Raw genomic sequence first — 16913 nt, forward strand, 5'->3', positions numbered from 1 at the left:
GGGACCTGGCCGGGGACGGGCACGCCGACCGGGACGGGGACGGTGGCGGGGCCCCGAACGGGCACGCCGACCGGGGCCGGGGCGGGGGCGGCGCCCCGAACGGGCACGCCGACCGGGGCCGGGACGGGGGCGACGCCCTGAACGGGGACCTGGCCGGGGACGGGCACGCCGACCGGGACGGGGACGGTGGCGGGGCCCCGAACGGGCACGCCGACCGGGGCCGGGGCGGGGGCGGCGCCCGGAACGGGCACGGCGACCGGGACCGGAACCGGGGCGGGGACAGCCGCCCGAACGGGCACACCGACCGAGACCGGGACGGGAGCCCGGATCGTGACCGGAACCGGGACGGGGACAGCCGCCCGAACGGGCACACCGACCGGGACCGGGACGGCAGCCCCGACCGGGACGGTTCGCTCTCCCGGCTGCTGGAGCGTGCGGCGGAGCTCCGCGAGGACCCCGAGGTCACCGAGGCGGTGGGCCTCGACGACCTGCGGCCCGCCGAGGCCGAGCTGTTCGCCTCGCTGCTGGCCGGGCACCTCCTGGGCTCCGTCGGCCGTGAGGAGCTGCTCTCCGGCTGCCGCGGTCTCGCGGCCGTCCAGGCGTACGAGTGGTTCGCCGGGGTGGACCGGGCCCTGGCCGCCCCGCCGCCCGGCGACGGCCGGACGCCCGCGCGTTCCGGAACCGCCGCCCTGTTCCACCCGGTGGCGTTCCGGATCGCGCTCGCGGTCCTCGGCGGCGCGTCGCACAGCGCGGTGTCCGCCGCCGCCCACCTGCTGACCTGGGAACTGTCCGTACAGAGCGATCCGGACAGCACCCCGGCCCGCCCCCTGTTCTGCGACGATCCGGAATCCGACCTGGCGCTCTCGCGCGCCCGGCCGGCCGACGGGGCCGTCGACGTGGCGGGCGCCGAGGTGACGGGGCGGCTGATCTTCTATCGCGGGTCCGCGCTGCCCGCCGCCGTGCTGGCCGAGGTCTGGGACCGGCACTTCCCCGTCCGCGCCCCGGTCGTCCGCTGGCTGCGGCTGCTCGCCGACGACCCCCGGCCCCAGGTGTCGATGCGCGCCGCGGTGGCCGCCGGGGAGCTGTCCGTACGCGACTTCGAGCACGGGTACGCGGAGCTGATCCGGCCGCTCGCCGAAGCACCCACGCCCCGCCGCAGGGTCTTCGCCGCCACCGCGCTGGACCAGGCCGCCGGCCACGCCTCGCACCGCCGGGCGGTGCGCAAGGTGGTCGACAACTGGTCGCGGCACGGCACCCCGGCCCTGCGCTGGACGGCGGCCATGGCGCTGGGCTACGGCCGGTCCGCCGACTCGATGGACGACACCCTGGACGCGCTGGCCGGGATCGGGGTCCGCGACGACGGGGAGCAGCTGGCCGTGGCCTCGCTGAACGTGGTCCGGCTGCTGACGCTCCCGGAGTGCGCCACCGTGCTGCGGCGGCTGGCCGACTGGACCGGGCACCGCGGTGAGGAGTATCAGGACCTCGCGCTGGTGAGCATCGTCCGGCTGGCGCTGACCGATGTGGACGAGGTCCTCGACGAGGAGCCCGGCACCCCGCTGGGCGACCGGGGCGACTGGCCGCTGCTGCTCGCGCTGGCCGCGACCCGGCCCGAACTGACCGGGAAGCTGGCCGACCTGTTCTGGACGGCGCTCAACACCGCACGGTCCCGGGACGTCGCGCTCGACGCCCTGGAGACCCTGTTGCGCTCCGCGTGGCGCAAGAACGGCCGCGAGTGGGCGCGGGAGGGGCTGGCCGTGCTGCTGCCCGCCCTGACCGCCGAGGAGCAGGACCGGCGGCGGCTGGACTGGCTGCTGCGCCGAATGATGAGGGATCAGGACCGCCCGCTCGCCGAGGAACGGGCGCGCGCCCTGTGGAGGCTCGCCGTGCCCGCGCCGCAGCGGCGGTCCGAGGAGGAGGAGAGTCATGGCTGAGCAGAACGGCGTGGCGGAGAACGGGGCGGTGGACCCCTCACGGCCCGCGGGCCCGTTCCTGCGGGAGTACACGCCGACGGGTGCGTTCCGGCGGGGCGGGGCCCGCACCACGTCGGTGCTGTTCTACCGGCGGGGCTACAGCGTGGCCGGTGTCTCCGGCATCGAGCACTACGACAAGCCGCCGCTGGCGAGGCCGCACACCATCTGCGAGATCGCCACCGGCACCTTCGTCACCACCCTGCGGATGGAGCTGCCCGCGTCCGGCGGCGCGACGTTCTTCAAGGCGGAGGTGGACATCCACTGGACCGTCGAGGACCCGCACCTGGTGGCGGTGCAGGTGGTCACCGACATCGCCCAGCGGCTCACCGCGCCGACCTTGGAGCGGCTGCGGGAGATCTCCGCACAGTTCCCGGTGCACCAGGCGGAGCAGGCCAACAACGCCATCACCCACGCGTGCGTCTCCGGCCGGTGGAACGACCTCGGCACCGACCTCGGGCTGCGGGTGCGCCTGTACGTACGGCTGCGGGTGGACGACCGGACGATCGGCCACGAGGAGAAGGTCCGCAGCCAGCGGAGCGAGGACGAGCTGGCGGGGATGCGGCAGCAGAACTACCTCAGGATGCTGCGCGGCGGTGAGCTGGAGCAGCTCAGCCACATGCTGGCAGCGGACCCCAAGGAGGCCAACAACTTCCTGGAGAAGATCCGCCAGGAGGGCCGGCAGGACGAGAGGGACCGGGTCGACCGGCTCTTCGCCATGATCGCCGACGGCCAGATCCACTCCGACGAGATCGAGACCCGGGTGCTCGACGACCTCAGCAGGCAGCATCTCGGCATCCAGGGCTCCCTCGGCACCCGGCCCGCCCGCCGCACCCCTCGGGAGCTGACGCCGGCCCGCGAGGAGCCGTTCATCCCCGACTGGGTGGCGGACGAGCCTCCCGTGCGGCAGCCCCGCCCACCCGTCCGGGACGCCGAACCGGAACCGCCCGCGCCGCGCGACCGCAACCGCGACGACGGCTGGGGCTGGGTGGAGGGCGACGGATGAGCGCCGACGGAACCACACGGACTTCCCCCGCCCCGACCGCGCCGGTGCCGGACGGGGGTCAGCACGGGCCGGACAGGGCGGGGGAACGCATCGCGGAACGGCTTCTGGTCACCGTCCGGGAGGACCTCGGCAGGGCCGACTCGAAGGCAGCCGTGCTGCTCTCGGGGGCGCTCGCCCTGCCCGCCTTCCTCATCGGGCGGCACGGCTCGCCCGACTGGCGGGGCCCCGGCGACCTGGCGCTGGTGGCCGCGGGCGTGCTGTGGGTGGTCGCGGTGGCCGCTCTGGTCCGCGCGCTTCTGCCGCGTACGGGCACGGTCCGCGACCAGGAAGGGGTGACCTACTTCGGGGACCTGCTGGCCCCGTTCGACTACGACGTGCTGACCGCCCGCGTCAACGAGGCCGGCCGCGACCCGGTCGGCTGGCTGCTCGTCCAGGCCGTGGACGTCAGCGCCATCCTGTCCGCCAAGTACCGGGCGATCCGCTGGGCGGTCGCCACGCTCGCCCCGGCGGCCGCGCTGGCTCTCGGCTGGAGCCTGGCCGGACGCTGACCGCCCCGCACGGGTGTGCCGCGTCCAGGGGCACACAGACACAGCACGCAGACACGCAGCACGTAGACGCGCAGACACGCAGACACGCAGACACGCAGACACGCAGACACGGCAACGACAATAAAAGGGGACGGTCGTGCGGAATGACCGAAGAAGAGGCCTGGCCGGCGCCGGCCGGGCCGGGCGGGCGGCGCTGGCCGTCCTGGCCGGTGCGGCCCTGCTCACCTCCCTGACGGCACCGGCCGCCGCCGATCCGGAGCCGGCCTCGGCCGCCGCGCCCGCCTTCGCCTCCGTCAACTACGCGGTGGCCGTCGACCAGTCCGCGAGCCTCGCGCCCGCGGACATCAAGGCGGAGAAGGCCGCCGCCGCCCGGATCGCGCTCGGCGACGTCTCGGCGACCTCCCACATCAGCGTGTTCGGCTTCGCCGCCGCCGAGTCCGCCGACCAGCGGGCGGTGGACGCCGTGTGCCCCCGTACCCGACTGGACGCGGCCGGACGGGAATCGGTCGCCGGCTGCGTGGACAAGCTGCGCAGCCGCAAGAAGAGCGAGGGCACGGGGACGGACTTCCCGAGCGCGATCCGCCAGGGCGTGCACGAACTGACCTCGGGCACCGACCCGTCGGTCCCCCGGGTGCTGTTCCTGCTCACCGACGGGGAGATGGACGTCACCGGCAGTCCCCAGTACGGCGACCCGGCGCACCGCGAGGCCGAGGGCAAACGGCAGTTGAAGCTGGAGCTGAAGAACGCCGCCGCCAAGAACGTACAGATCTGGCCGCTCGGCTTCGGCCCCGACCCGGACAAGGAGCAGCTCGACGAGATCGCCGCCGGCGGCTTCCAGAAGGGCTGCGTCGACCTGCCGTCCGCCCGCCCCACCGCCCGCAAGGTCTCCGGGGCCAAGGACGTCGGGCCGGTGCTGGAGAAGATCTTCGCCGCCGCGCACTGCCTGCGCTACGAGGCGGGCCCGAGCAAACGCCCGCCCGCCACCCTGCCCGTCACCATCTCGCCGCTGGCGACCGTGGGCAGCATCGTCGTCGACAAGGGCACCCCCGAGGTGACCGTCACCTACACCGACCCGCTCGGCAACAAGGTGCCCACCACGGGGAAGTTCAAGGACTCCACCTTCGAACTCGCGGGCGGCGGCGGCACCGTGGAGGCGCTGAAGATCATCGACCCGGTGCCCGGCCGGTGGAAGGTCGACGTGAAGGCCCCCGAGGGTCACCGCTCGCTGCCCGTCGGCGTCAGCGTCCTGTGGCAGGGGGAGCTGCGCGGCTCCATCACGATGGACCCGCCCTCCCCGCAGGCCGGGGAGAAAGCGACCGTCACCATGCGGCTCCAGACCCGTGAGGGCTACGAGATCAAGGACCCGGCCGACTACGCCGGTCTGAAGGTCAGCAGCCAACTCACCGGCGACGGCTTCGCCCCACTGCCGCTGCGGCTCACCGACGACGGCAAGGGGCCCGACCCCACCAAAAGCGACGGCTCCTTCAGCGGTACGGTCACCGTCCCGAAGAGCGCCGACGGCGCCCTGAAGGTCAGCGGCACCCTCACCGCCTCCGGGCTCAGCGCCGACACCCGCAGCGAGGGCGGCCAGGTCGCCCCCGGGGCGCTGCCCGTCACCACGGCGCTCTCCCCGGTCCGCGGCGACGGCCACCCCGGGGACACGGTCACCGCCAACCTCTCCGTCACCAACACCACCAACGCCCCGCACACCCTGAAGCTGTCCCTCGCGGACGTCCGGGCCGGGCTCCTCACCGTGAGCCCCGCCGAGATCGTGGTGAAACCCGGCGCCTCCTCCACCCACGAGATCAAGCTGACGATCGGCCCGGAGAAGTCCTTCGACGGGCGGCTCGACGACGGCCCGCTCGGCATCGGCGGCACCGTCACCGTCCAGGACTCCACCGACGGCGACCGCACCCTGGTGCGCACCCCCCTGTCCGTCCAGGTCACCCCCGAACCCAGCCTGCTGGACCGGTACTGGTGGGTGCTGGTCGGCGCCGTCGCGCTGGTCGTCGTCGGCGTCCTGGGGGCGCTGGCCTGGCTCCGGCAGTGGCGGACCCGCCGCGACCCGCACGGGCTGACGCTCCACCTGCTCTCCGAGGACGGCGACGTGCTCGGCGTCCACACCGCGGGACACGGCCAGAAGCAGTGGTACGCGTTCGACATCGCCGAGGCGCACAGCAACCCGCGCATCGAACGGCGCACCAACGGCCGGTACGCCGTGCAGCGCAGCCCCGAGGGCGGCGCGGTGCTCCGCAGACACGGCGGCCGTACCCGGGAGCGGCTCACGGCGACCGGGCGGGTCGATCTCACCGACCGGCTGAGCCTCGCCCTCGGCGAGGACTCCGTGCGCACCACCACGCCAGGGCGGCCCGACCCGGTGACCACGAGCGGTGGGAGCGACGACTACCTGTGAGGCGCGCGCCCCCCCCCCCCCCGCGGGGGGCGCCCCCCCCCCCCGGGGGGGGGCCCCCCCCCCGCGGCCGCGGGGGGGGGGGGGGGGCGCGCCCGGTCCCCGCCCCCCACACCCCCCCCCGGGGGGCGCCGCCCCCGGGCCCCGGGGGCGGGGGCGCCCCCCCCCCCCCGGCCCCCCGCCCCCCCCCCCCCCGCGGGGGCCCCGCGCCGCAGGACCCGGCGTCACCGCACGGCCGCGAGACTCGCGGCCGTGCGGTGACGCCCATGGACGAACCGGCCCCACCCCGGCCGGAAGCGGGAGGAACCCATGAAGATCTTCCAGCCGATGCTCTTCGTCGGCCTGGGCGGCACCGGCGGCCTCGTCGGCGCCGAACTGGAACGCAAGCTGCGCGTGGACCTGTGCGGCCCCGACGGCACCGCACTCCAGCACATCGGCGGCCTCGCCCCCTACCAACTGCCCGACTGTCTCCAGTTCGTGTACGCGGACTTCAGCGAGTCCGACCTCCAGCGGCTGCCCCAGTTCAACGTGGACTCCTCGCTGCGCGCGGCGTACGCCCGCACCTCGCGGGCCACCCACAACCTCCTGCCGAACTTCGACAGTTCGCCGGAGGTGACGCAGATGCTGCGGGCGAGCCTGCGCGACGAGGTCGCGGGCTGGCTGCCCCCGCGCGACGGCGAACCGCGCGTCACCCCGCTGCACAACGGCGCGGGCCAGCTCCCCACGGTGGGCCGCGCCGCGCTCTTCGCCACGCTGCGCCATTCCCTCCAGCCGGTCCTGGAACCCCTCCTCCAGGCGATCGACGCCATCGCCAAGTCGGCGGGCGAGCTGAGCGAACTGGGCGGCGGCCGGGTCACCGGCTGCGACGTGTTCGTCGCGTTCTCGGTCGCCGGGGGCACCGGGGCCGGGATCTTCCTGGACTATCTGCACCTGATCAACCAGGCGTTCAAGATGCGCCGCTTCAACGGGGTGAAGATCTACCCGCTGGTCGTCATGCCGTCCTCGTTCCCCGCCTCCACCGGCGGCGGACGCGAGGCGGAGCTGAACGCCGCCCGCTCGCTCGTCGACCTGTTCCGGCTGGTCGACGGGCAGAACGCGCCGACCGCCGGGGCGGAGATCGGCGACCTCGACCAGGAGACCGGCCTCGGCATCCGCTACCCGGGCATCACCCCGGTCCGGCTGCGCACCGGGATCCTGCCGACCGCGTTCCTCTTCAGCCCGACCGCGGGCATCCGCCAGGACGACCTGCGCCGCTCCATCGTCTCGCTGGTCATGTCGCTGATCGGCACCGAACTGGGCGACAGCCGGGCCCAGGGCCGGTCGATGGCCGGCGACGACGACTTCCAGACCTTCGCCGCGAGCTTCATCAACCGGGGTGTGCAGCGCAGCGCGCTCTCCCCAACCGGCATCGGCCGCCAGGGCGTCTCCACCAGCCTGGTCGCCTCGATGACCGCCCCCATGGACCAGCTGGCCGACCTGGTGGCCGGGCGGCTGCTGCGGGTCGCGGTCACCGAACTGGTGGAGCGGCCGCGCAGCCCGGTGAAGGACGACACCGTGCCGTTGGTCCGGCAGCTGTTCGCCGACTCGCAGCTCGAAGAGCTGTGGGAGCGCAAGCAGTTGCCCGTCGAGGACCCACAGCCGCTGCCGCGCGGCGGCAAGGCGATCGAGGAGGCGCTCAACAACCGGCTCGGGGACATGCAGCGCCTGCTCTCCGAGCTCCAGTCCATCGCCGACCGGCAGGCCGCCGCGATGGCCGCCCGGTTCAGCCCGCGCCCGGCGATCGAGAAGCTCCTCCAGAGCGTCGACCCGTTCCTCGCCGAACGTCTCGTCCGGGGTGTCCCGGACAGCGAGGACGAGATCACCCGGCTCGGGTTCCTCGGCATGCTCACCGCCCGCTCCCGCTCCCCGAAGCGGCCCCCGGGCATCACCGACCAGCCGCCGAAGACCCCCCGGATCAAGGGCGGCATCGCCGGGCTGGCCCCGGCCCGGTGGGGCGACGACGACGTACGGGTCGTCCTCCAGGCCCAGGACAGCTGGTACCGCTGGCGCAGCCGGGCCGTGTGGCACGAGGCCTGGCGGGAGCAGCAGCAGCGCTGGCAGTCGCAGGCGGACACGGCGGGCACCGACCTGGCGCGCCTGGTGAACGCCTTCCGCAAACACGCCGACCAGGAGCCCAAGTCCTCCCAGCAGAAGGGCCTGGAGCTGTACGCGGAGCGCACCGGCATCTCCTACCTCCTGCCGCCGCAGCGCAGCCTCAACCACTTCTACGAGGACGTCGTGGACCGGCTCGTCCGCCGCGAGGGCCTCCGCGAGAGCGACGACGAGGCGTCGCTGCTGCTGCGGCTCATCGACGGGGACACCTGGCGGGAGGTGCACGCCCGGAGCCACCGCGACTCCGACGGGGCGGTCGGAGCCGTCAAGGCGCGGCTGGAGGGGCGGATCACCCGGCTCTTCGCCGAGAGCGGCGCGCAGGTGGAGGAGCGGCCCCTGCTGCCCACGATGAGCATGCTGCTGGCGGCCGCCGCCGGTGACGCGGACGCCACCGACCAGGTGAGCAAGGAAGCGCTCGACCTGTTCAGCCGCAAGCTCGCCGCTCTGCTGCCGGTCGGTTTCACCCCGGAGGGCACCGGACGGCTGCGGGTCCTGGTCACCTACCCGCGGGTCCAGGCGGCGGAGGAGGTGCAGGAACACCTCTCCAAGGCGCTGCGGCTGCCGTCCGACGCGAAGAACTCCGTCGAGTACCGGGGCGTGGAGAGCGACTCGATCACCGTGGTCCTCTTCCGCAGCGAGATGAGCCTCACCCAGGTGCCCGAGGCCCGCAAGGTGCTGCGCCAGTGGGCCAGGGCCAAGGACGACGAGCAGGCCCACGACGTGCTGCGCTGGCGCCAGCGCCTCGGGTTCGAGGACGACTGGATGGTCAGCAGCGAGGAGGACCGGCGCACGATCCTGCACCGGCTGCTGTGCTGCATGTGGAACGGCCAGGTCGACATCCTGGACGGCGACACCGCCTCACCCTCCCGGGTCCGGCTGCGGCTGTTCCCGGAGAAGGGAGCGAGCATCCCGGGCGTACGGCTGCGGCTCGGGGACTTCCCCGGCTCCATCTCCAGCTGGTCGGAGCTGCTGCGCTCCTACGAACGCTGGACGGTGCTGGACGACGAGCGGACCGTCGAGGACTACTGCAGCAAGCTGATGAGCGCCCAGCCCCTCGGGGTCGGGCGGGCGGGCACCGAACCGCACCCGATGTTCGTCGAGCTCGTCGAGCGCATCGCCCCGCGCCAGCTGGAGCTCCTGGAGGAGCGCCGGGAGCTCGGCGGCCGGCGCGTGGACGGCTGGATCCGGCCGCTGTGGGAGTTCTGGGCGGAGACCCTGCCCGCGGCCCTGGACATGGAGTTCGGCGACCAGAAGGCGATCCAGCCCACGTTGCGCACGCTGCTGGAGTACGTACGCGGCGGCGTCCCGAAGACACCCCCCGCCCGGCCCGCGCCGGAGCGCCGGCGCGTCGTGGAGGACGACGAGGACTGGGGCACCTCGGCCCCGAGCACCGACGAACGGCTGGGCGACGACACCCTGCCCGGTCCGCGCTCGGCTCCCCTCCCGTCCCCTTACGACGCGGAGGAGCGGTACGCCGGCGCGGACCGGCGCGCGGACACCCGGCACACAGGCGCCCGGCACGGGGAGGAGCGGTACAGGCGGGACGCCGCACGCGAGGACCGGCCGGTCCGGGGCGAAGAACGCCGGGACGAGCGGTTCGCGGACGAGCGGCCCCGCGACGCCCGGTTCACCGACTCGTACCCGGAGTCGCGGGCGGGTGACGCCCGGTTCACCGACTCCCCCGGCAACGCCCGGTTCGACGACGACCGGTACACCGGCTCGCGGCCGGGAGACGACCGGTACGCCGACTCCCGGTCGGGAGACGACCGGTACACCGGCTCCCGGTCCGACGACGACCGGTTCGGCGGGGGCGAGCCCGCCGGCGCACGGGACGTCGGTGGCAGAGGCATCGGCGGCAGGGGCATCGGCGGCTGGGATGACGGTGACAGGGATGACGGCGCCGCCGACGGGTTCGGCGAACAGGACAGGCCACCGGTCCGCCCTCCGGCCGCGGGCGGCTGGGACGCCGATGGCTGGGGCACGGACGACGAGGGCGACGCCGGGCGCCGGAACGGGGGCCCGCAGTGACTTCTCCCGAGGACACCACCGCCGTGGTCCGGCTCGACCTGCGCGCCGGGGCAGCGGCCCTGGCGACCCCGCAGGCCGTGCGCGACCGGGTGGCCGAGCAGCTGGGCCGGGCCGGACTGCCGGAACCGGACTACCCGCTGTTCCTGGTCACGGACACCCCGGCCGGGCTGACCGACCACCAGCTCCAGTACGAACTGCTCTCCGGCTACCGGGCGGTGGGCGAGACCCGGATCCTGGTGCTGCTGGTGGGCAGCTCCCCCGGTTCGTACGCCGGCGAGGAGGAGGCGTACCTCCCCGACCGCCGGCTGGTGCGCCCCACGACCCTGCGGGCCGCCACCACCGGCCTGGTGTGGGCCGGTGATCTGCGTTCCGCCCGTACCGCCCTGGACCGGCCGGAGCCGGACGACCCCGCGGCGCTGGCCGTGCTGGTGGACCTCCTGTCGGTCCCGGACGTCTTCGTCCAGGTCCTGGAGGGGCTGCGGAAGCTGCCCGACTCCGTCGCCGCCCCCGGGGTACGGCTGCTGGAGCAGGACCTCCCGACCGAGGTCAGGGACCGGGCCTGGCGGGACGCGCTGACCCGGTTCGCGGGTGAGGACAGCGGGGCGGGCGACCCGGTCGACATCGTCCCGGACTCCCAGCTGCCCGAAGCGCTGCGCACACTCGTGACGGGGCGGGACGGCCGGGGCCACGGGCACCGGCGGCCGGACGGCCAGGCGAACCTCGCGCACCGCAGGTGCGCGGAGTCCCTGGACCGCGCGGACGAGGGCCTCGTCGCCCTGCGGTCCTTCCCCGGTCTGCTGCACCCGGCCCGGCGCGACGCCCTGGAGGCGGATCTGCACCAGGCCCGCGAGGATCTGGACGGGTTCCGCGCCCTGGTGGAACGGGCTCTCCAGGGCGGCGGCGGAGCGGCGGCGCCCACCGCGGAGGCCACCGCCCGGCTCGGCGCGCTCGGACTGCGGGTGCCGTCGGCCGACAGTGCGGGGGAACGCGTCGGCGAGGGGCTCCGCGAGCTGGCGGGCAGGCTCCTCGGCGACGGGCTCGCACTGCGTTCGGTGGCCCAGCACTTCACCGCGCTGGCCGGGCGGGTCGAGCCGGTGCCGGGCACCGCCCTGCTGCACCGGCTCGCCGACCACTCCGAGGAGTCGGTCAACCGTGGTTCCGCCACCGAGTACGCCGCGCCGCCCCGCACCCCGGGCGTGGTGCTGCTCATGGCGGGCGCGGCGGGGCTGCTGGGCGGCCTGTGGCAGTGGCCCGCCGTCCTGGCGGCGCTGCTGGTGCCGGTGCTGTTCGTGATCGTCGCGCTGCTGGGCGCGAAGCGGCTGCACACGGGCCGGCGCGCCGCCCGGTGGCCGATGGGCCCCCGGATCGCCGCCGTAGCCGGCGCGGTGGCGGGGGCGGCGGTCGCGTACGCCGCCGACCCGCCGCTCTGGCTCGGCGGGACCGGGCTGCTGGCCGGTCTCGGTCTCACCGCCGAGGCGGTCCGCAGGCTCTGGCGGGACGCCGCCGACTCCTGGGCCGCCGGACGCGGCACGACGGCGCTGCGCACCGCGCTGGACGGGCTCGACACCCTGCTGGCGGAGCTGGTCCGCGAGCACTGGGCGGCGGAGGAGCGGCTGTACTGCGCGGACGCCGCGCGTTCGGTCGCCGGGATGCTGCGGGCCACCGCCGCCGCCGCCGACGCCCAGGCCTCACCGGAGCCCCTCGCCCCGGCCGGAACGGGCAGTGCCGGCTCCAACGAGGAGGAGGACTGGCTCGACGAGCCCTCCGCGCTGGAGACCCCGGAGTCCGACGCCGGCGACGGGGGCGCGGACGACGGCGACTGGGCCGCCGCCTACGCCTGGGACAACACCCGGGACCGGCACGGCGACCACGAGGCCGACCGGGACAGCGACCCGTACGGCGACCGGCACGTCGGGGACCCCGGACCGTACGGCACACCTTCCCCGGCCGCGTATCTGGCCGGGACCGACGACGCCCCGTGGGCGAGCGGCGAGGGCGACCGCGCACCGCGCTGGCTGGACCGGGAGATCGGTGAGGGCGGACCGGACCTGGTCGCCACCCTCGCCGGGGACCTCCGCAACACCGCGATGGCCGCCATGGCCCCCTACTGGGGCGCGGTCGAACGCGGCCAGGCCGGGGCGCTCGCCCTCGCGCGGACCGAGGAGCGGGTCCGTCAACTGCTGTCCGCCGCCCGCCACCACCTGTGGCGCTACGGGGTACTGGCCCCGCCGCCGTACCCGGCCGACCACCGGGCCCGCACCACGGCCGCGGGGCTGCTGGGCACCGATTCGCTGCGGGTCGCCGAGCTGGTGGGCCGGGAGACGGACCGGGGAGCCGTCGTCCAGTTGTCCTCGCCCGAACAGGGGGCCCTCCTCAGCCGCGACCCGGAGGCCGCCCTGTGGATCCGGTTCGCCCCGGGCACTCTCCAGGGGGAGATCGAGGCGGCCTGGCGGAAGAGCGGTTCGCCGCCGGCCGAGGAGACGCTGTGGACCTCCTCCGGGCGGTACGCGGGGCTGATCCGGCTCACCCCGCTGCGGATGGGCGTCGTCGACACGGTCCTGCCCCGGCAGAGCACCGGCGGCACCGCCCGGACCGACGCCGACCGCGCCGAGCCCTCCACGCACGCCGAGTTCAGGGAGGACGACCGGTGGTGACCACCACCCCGCCGGGCCGGTCCGGGCCACCGGGGGCCCCGCGCCCCCACCTCGTCCTCACCGACCCCACCGGGCGGCGACGCACCGCCCCGGCCCGCTTCGGCCCGGCCTCGCGGCGGGACCCGGCGCTGCCCCAGGGCATCCGCAACGTGCTGCTCGACGACCGGGGACAGCGGTGCGTCCAGGTGTTCCTGTCGCCGGCCGACGCCGCCAACCCGGCGGCCCGCGCCCTGCTGGACACGGAGGCGGGCACCGCCCTGCGTCTCGACCGGACCCTGGAGAACACCCCGTACGCCCACCTGTTCCCCACCGTCGTCGGCTACGAGCTGGACGCCGCCGAGCCGTTCCTGCTGTACGCCGCCCCGCGCGGCACGCCCGTCGGACGCACCCATGTGATGTCCGCGTCCGACCAGCGGGTGTTCGCCCGGGATCTGACGCTGGCCCTGTGTCTGCTGGACAGCCAGGGTCTCGTGGCGCGCGGGATCTCCCCCGCGACGGTGTTCTGGGACGGTACGTCGGTGCAGCTCTGGGGCCTTGAGGGCGTCACCCGCGCCGGACGGCCCCGGACGCCGTGGGGCCGGGCCCCGTTCGCCTCGCCCGAGCAGCACCGGGGCGAGGGACACGTCGACCCCCGGGACGCGGTGTGGAGCACCGCCCAGGTGCTCTACCAGCTCGTGACCGGCCGGCCAGGACCCGCCGACCGCGCCCCCGCCGACCTCGACCGGCACCGGGTGCTCGCCGGGACGCTGCCCCGCGCTTTCGCCCCCACGGCGGCCGGACGCCCCGCCCCCGGGGCCCTGTTGGAACTGCTGGCCCCCGAGGAGGCCCGGCGGCTGGGGCCCTCGACTCCGACGGACGGCTCCCGCCCGCACCAGGAGGCGTTCGACCGTGCGCTGGACGCCAAGCGGCGGACGCCCGCTCCCCCGGAGGACCCGGCGGAAGGATCACCCGAGGACCGGGCCCCGGGGGAGGTGCTCTGCCCGTACTGCCTGGAGGGCATCCAACTGGACCTCGACAAGCTGTTCGTGACGGACGACCAGATGCAGTACCGGCCCCTGGACCTCTCCCGTATCGGCAACCCGGTGCGGCGCGAGGACGTGATGCGGGGCGCGGTCCAGCAGTGCACGGCCGACCCGGACTTCCCGGAGCACCACATCCCGGTGCCCTACCTCACCCACGGCCGCCCGCTGACGGTCGCCATGATCGGCCAGTCCAGCACCGGGAAGAGCCATCTGCTGACCCAGATGATCGCCGAGATCACCGACGGCGGCCTGGAGCGGTACGGGGTGGGCTGGCAGTCCGTCAACCCGGAACAGCACGCCCGCTTCGTCCGTGAGCGGGTACAGCCGTTGCGCAGCGGCAAGGTGCTCGACCACACGAGCGGGGTCGGCCTGGACGGCTTCGCCCGGTTCGTCGAGTCGCTGCTGCTCACCGACGCGCGCGGGCGGGTACGCCCGGTCGCCTTCTTCGACCTCGGCGGCGAGGACCTCGTCCGCACCGACGGGGCGCTGCGCTTCCTGCTCGGCATCGACGCCCTGGTCTTCGTCGTCGACCCGGCGCTCGCGCTGCCGCTGCCGCAGCTCGACGGGGTGCGCGAGCGCTGGGGCACCGAGGTGGACCGGGACGGCGACGTGGCGTTCGGCACGGTCCTCGACCGGCTGCCGCGCCGGGGCCCCTATCTGGAGACCCCGGCGGCGATGGTGCTCGGCAAGTCCGACCTGCTCCGGTTCCAGCCGCCGGTCGACCGCTGGCTGGGCGAGCCGCCGCCCGCCGCGATCGGCCCGGACCAGTTCCGGGAGGAGAGCGGGGACGTCTACGCGCTGCTGCGGCAGTACGCCGGGCAGGCCTGGCTACGGCCCTTCGACGCGTTCCGTCGCTGCACCCTGCACATCGCGTCCGCGACCGGGGGCCAGGAGAGCCAGGGCCGCTACCCGGCGGGCGCGGGACCGCGCCGGGTGCTGGAACCCCTGGTGTCGCTGCTCGCGATGCACGGGATCATCGAGGCGCCCGGAGGCGCCGCATCATTCGGCGTGGGAAGGGAACCGCAGTGAACGACGCCCTCGATCGGCGCGAGGAGAGCGGCCCGGGCGGCCGGCTCGACCAGGTGGTCTTCCGCTGGAACGGCAACCAGGGCCGCTCCATCTCAGGGATGACGGCGGTGGCGCACTCCTGCTCCACCGAGCGCGCGGAGTCCCTCCTCCGTGACCTGGGCCCGCTGCTCTGGGTGCCGGGCCCCGGCCCGGCGGCCCGCCAGAGCAGCGTCCGGGTCTCCTCGCAGACCTGCGGGACCGTGCTCCTCCAGCGGTGGCCCACCCTGGACCGGGGCGGCCGGCCCAGCATGGCCTGCCACGCGGTGTTCGGCGACGCGGACACCCTGACGCCGCTGCGCTGCCTGGGACTCGGCGGCAATGCCTGGAGCGGACAAGCCGTCGCCGAGACCGCCTCGGGGAGCCTCCCGCCGCTGGACGGGGCCCGGCTGCGGGAGGCGGCGGCCGAGCAGCTGCGCGACATGTTCGACAAACTCCCCGCGGTGAAGAAGCCGTTGATGGTGGCGACCGCCGAGTGGCTGCGCGACCCCACCCGGCGGCTCTCACTCCTCGCCAAGGAGCACGAGCTGCCCGGCTGGCCGCGCCAGAACAAGGCCCCCCTGCTGTACCTGGGGCTGCTGTCGGTGTTCGGCGACTGGTTCGGCACGGAGTGGAGCTACGCCACGTACGACACGGTGGACACCCATTCCCTGCGCCTGACCTGTGTGCCCGAGTGGTCGTCCCAGGCGGCGGGGGCCCGGTCGCTGGCCCGCATCCGGCTGCGGCTGCCCGCCCCCGCCGAGGGGGACGTCGAGATGGCAGCGGCGAAGGAGATGGTCGAGTACGTGCTCGACCGCCCCGACGCACCTCCTGGTGTGCCCCATCTGACCGGTGAACTCCTCTCCGGGGCCCACCTGCCCCGGCAGGAACGGCGCGCGGCCCTGCGCCGCATGCTGGACGCCCGCCACGCCCCCGCACCGGAGGCGGGCCGCCACCACCGCGTACGCGAGGAGGACCGGTACGGGCGCGGGGGCCGGGAGGAGGACCGGTACGCGATCGACGAGCGCCGGGAACCGCAGGAGGACCGGTACGAGCGCCGGAAACCGAAGGAGGACCGGTACGCGATCGAACCCCGACGGGAAGACCCGTACGAACGCCGGGAACCCCAGGAGAACCGGTACGAGCACCAGGACGGGGAGGCTCGCCACGAGCGGGAACTCCACCGTCTGTACCAGGAACTGCTGGTCCACCAGCGTGTCGACACCGCCCAGTCCGCACGGCTGGCCGCCCGGCTCGGGGACCTCCTGGACACCGCGCTGCTGACCCTCCTGTCCGCCGACGGGCTGCCGTGGGCCTCCCGCGATCTCGTCCTGGCCGAACTGGCCGACGAGGGGCGACAGCGGGCCCGCGACGAAGCGACCGCACACGCGCTCTGCACCGAAGTGCTGCGGCACAACCTGTACTTCCGGCCCAGCCGGTCCGGAGCGGACGGTCCGTCCACCCCGGAGATGCGGAAGCGTGCGGCCGACCTCTTCTCCTGGGCCGTCGCCCCGCTCGTACGGGACCCCCTCCGGGCCCCCGATCTCCGGCCGCTGTTCAACATCGTCCTCAAGGACGGTCGCGACACGGGTATGGACTGGCTGCGCCGCATCCTGGTCACGCCCCCGGGCGGCCGGGCCCCCGACCTGCCCCCGCAACTGTGGCAGCAGGTGGTGACGGACCTCCTCGCCTACCCCGCGTCCGCGCCCGTGCCCCGACCCGCGTCCGCACCGGCATCGGCACCGGCATCCGCCCCGGCATCGGCACCGGCACGGACACCCGAACCCGTCCGGTCCGCCGGTGTGCCGGCCCCCGCCAAGCCGTCGGTGCCTCTCCCGCCCTCGTCCGCATCGGCACCGTCCAGCGCACCGTCGCCGAAGGCGCAGCCGAAGGCGCAGCCGGCCGGGCCCCCGCCGAAGGAGCCCAAGGCGGCTCAGTCGACTCCCTCGGAAGGGCGCGGAAAATCCCAGCGGCCGTCGTCGGACTTCTGGGACAAGGTGTTCGTGGGCACCCTCGTCGGGATCGGATTGCTCGTCATCGGCTTCCTCCTCCTGATCGTTCTCACCTGACCGCCGTCCGGTGG

At 74.9% G+C, this 16913-nt stretch carries 7 protein-coding genes and 1 pseudogene; all 8 read left to right on the forward strand.

Going from position 1 to position 16913, the window contains the following annotated elements; all coding sequences use genetic code 11:
* Positions 1-1931, forward strand: a pseudogene (locus tag ACH4KB_RS16225) (hypothetical protein); the annotation flags it as partial.
* On the forward strand, positions 1924-2973 hold the full coding sequence (locus ACH4KB_RS16230) for a hypothetical protein (protein WP_398066597.1): 1050 nt from the start codon (positions 1924-1926) through the stop codon (positions 2971-2973). The pseudogene ACH4KB_RS16225 and the gene ACH4KB_RS16230, both read left to right, overlap by 8 nt.
* Entirely contained in the window at positions 2970-3521 is a 552-nt protein-coding gene (locus ACH4KB_RS16235) for a Pycsar system effector family protein (protein ID WP_398066598.1), read from the forward strand. The genes ACH4KB_RS16230 and ACH4KB_RS16235 overlap by 4 nt, the downstream gene beginning before the upstream one ends.
* Positions 3522-3657: 136 nt before the next feature.
* The gene (locus tag ACH4KB_RS16240; protein ID WP_398066599.1) at positions 3658-5934 is read left to right on the forward strand and encodes a VWA domain-containing protein; all 2277 of its coding nucleotides are present in this window, start codon (positions 3658-3660) and stop codon (positions 5932-5934) included.
* A gap of 306 nt (positions 5935-6240) precedes the next feature.
* Positions 6241-10110 carry a tubulin-like doman-containing protein gene (locus ACH4KB_RS16245; protein WP_398066600.1) on the forward strand — a complete coding sequence of 1290 codons (3870 nt, stop codon included), beginning with the start codon at positions 6241-6243 and terminating at the stop codon, positions 10108-10110.
* Complete coding sequence (locus tag ACH4KB_RS16250) at positions 10107-12764, forward strand: hypothetical protein (protein WP_398066601.1); 2658 nt, start codon at positions 10107-10109, stop codon at positions 12762-12764. The genes ACH4KB_RS16245 and ACH4KB_RS16250 overlap by 4 nt, the downstream gene beginning before the upstream one ends.
* Positions 12758-14815, forward strand: coding sequence for a hypothetical protein (locus ACH4KB_RS16255; protein WP_398066602.1), 2058 nt, complete (start codon positions 12758-12760; stop codon positions 14813-14815). The genes ACH4KB_RS16250 and ACH4KB_RS16255 overlap by 7 nt, the downstream gene beginning before the upstream one ends.
* Positions 14812-16899 (forward strand): hypothetical protein, encoded by a 2088-nt coding sequence (locus ACH4KB_RS16260; RefSeq protein WP_398066603.1) that lies wholly within the window; start codon positions 14812-14814, stop codon positions 16897-16899. The genes ACH4KB_RS16255 and ACH4KB_RS16260 overlap by 4 nt, the downstream gene beginning before the upstream one ends.
* The last annotated feature ends 14 nt before the right edge of the window (positions 16900-16913 follow it).

Origin of the sequence: Streptomyces sp. NPDC017520 (assembly GCF_044329855.1) — a bacterium.
Taxonomy (GTDB): Bacteria; Actinomycetota; Actinomycetes; order Streptomycetales; family Streptomycetaceae; genus Streptomyces.

Coding starts and splice junctions, on each gene's coding strand:
- ACH4KB_RS16230 (WP_398066597.1), top strand. CDS start 1,924: ATGGCTGAGCAGAACGGCGTGGCGGAGAACGGGGCGGTGGACCCCTCA.
- ACH4KB_RS16235 (WP_398066598.1), top strand. CDS start 2,970: ATGAGCGCCGACGGAACCACACGGACTTCCCCCGCCCCGACCGCGCCG.
- ACH4KB_RS16245 (WP_398066600.1), top strand. CDS start 6,241: ATGAAGATCTTCCAGCCGATGCTCTTCGTCGGCCTGGGCGGCACCGGC.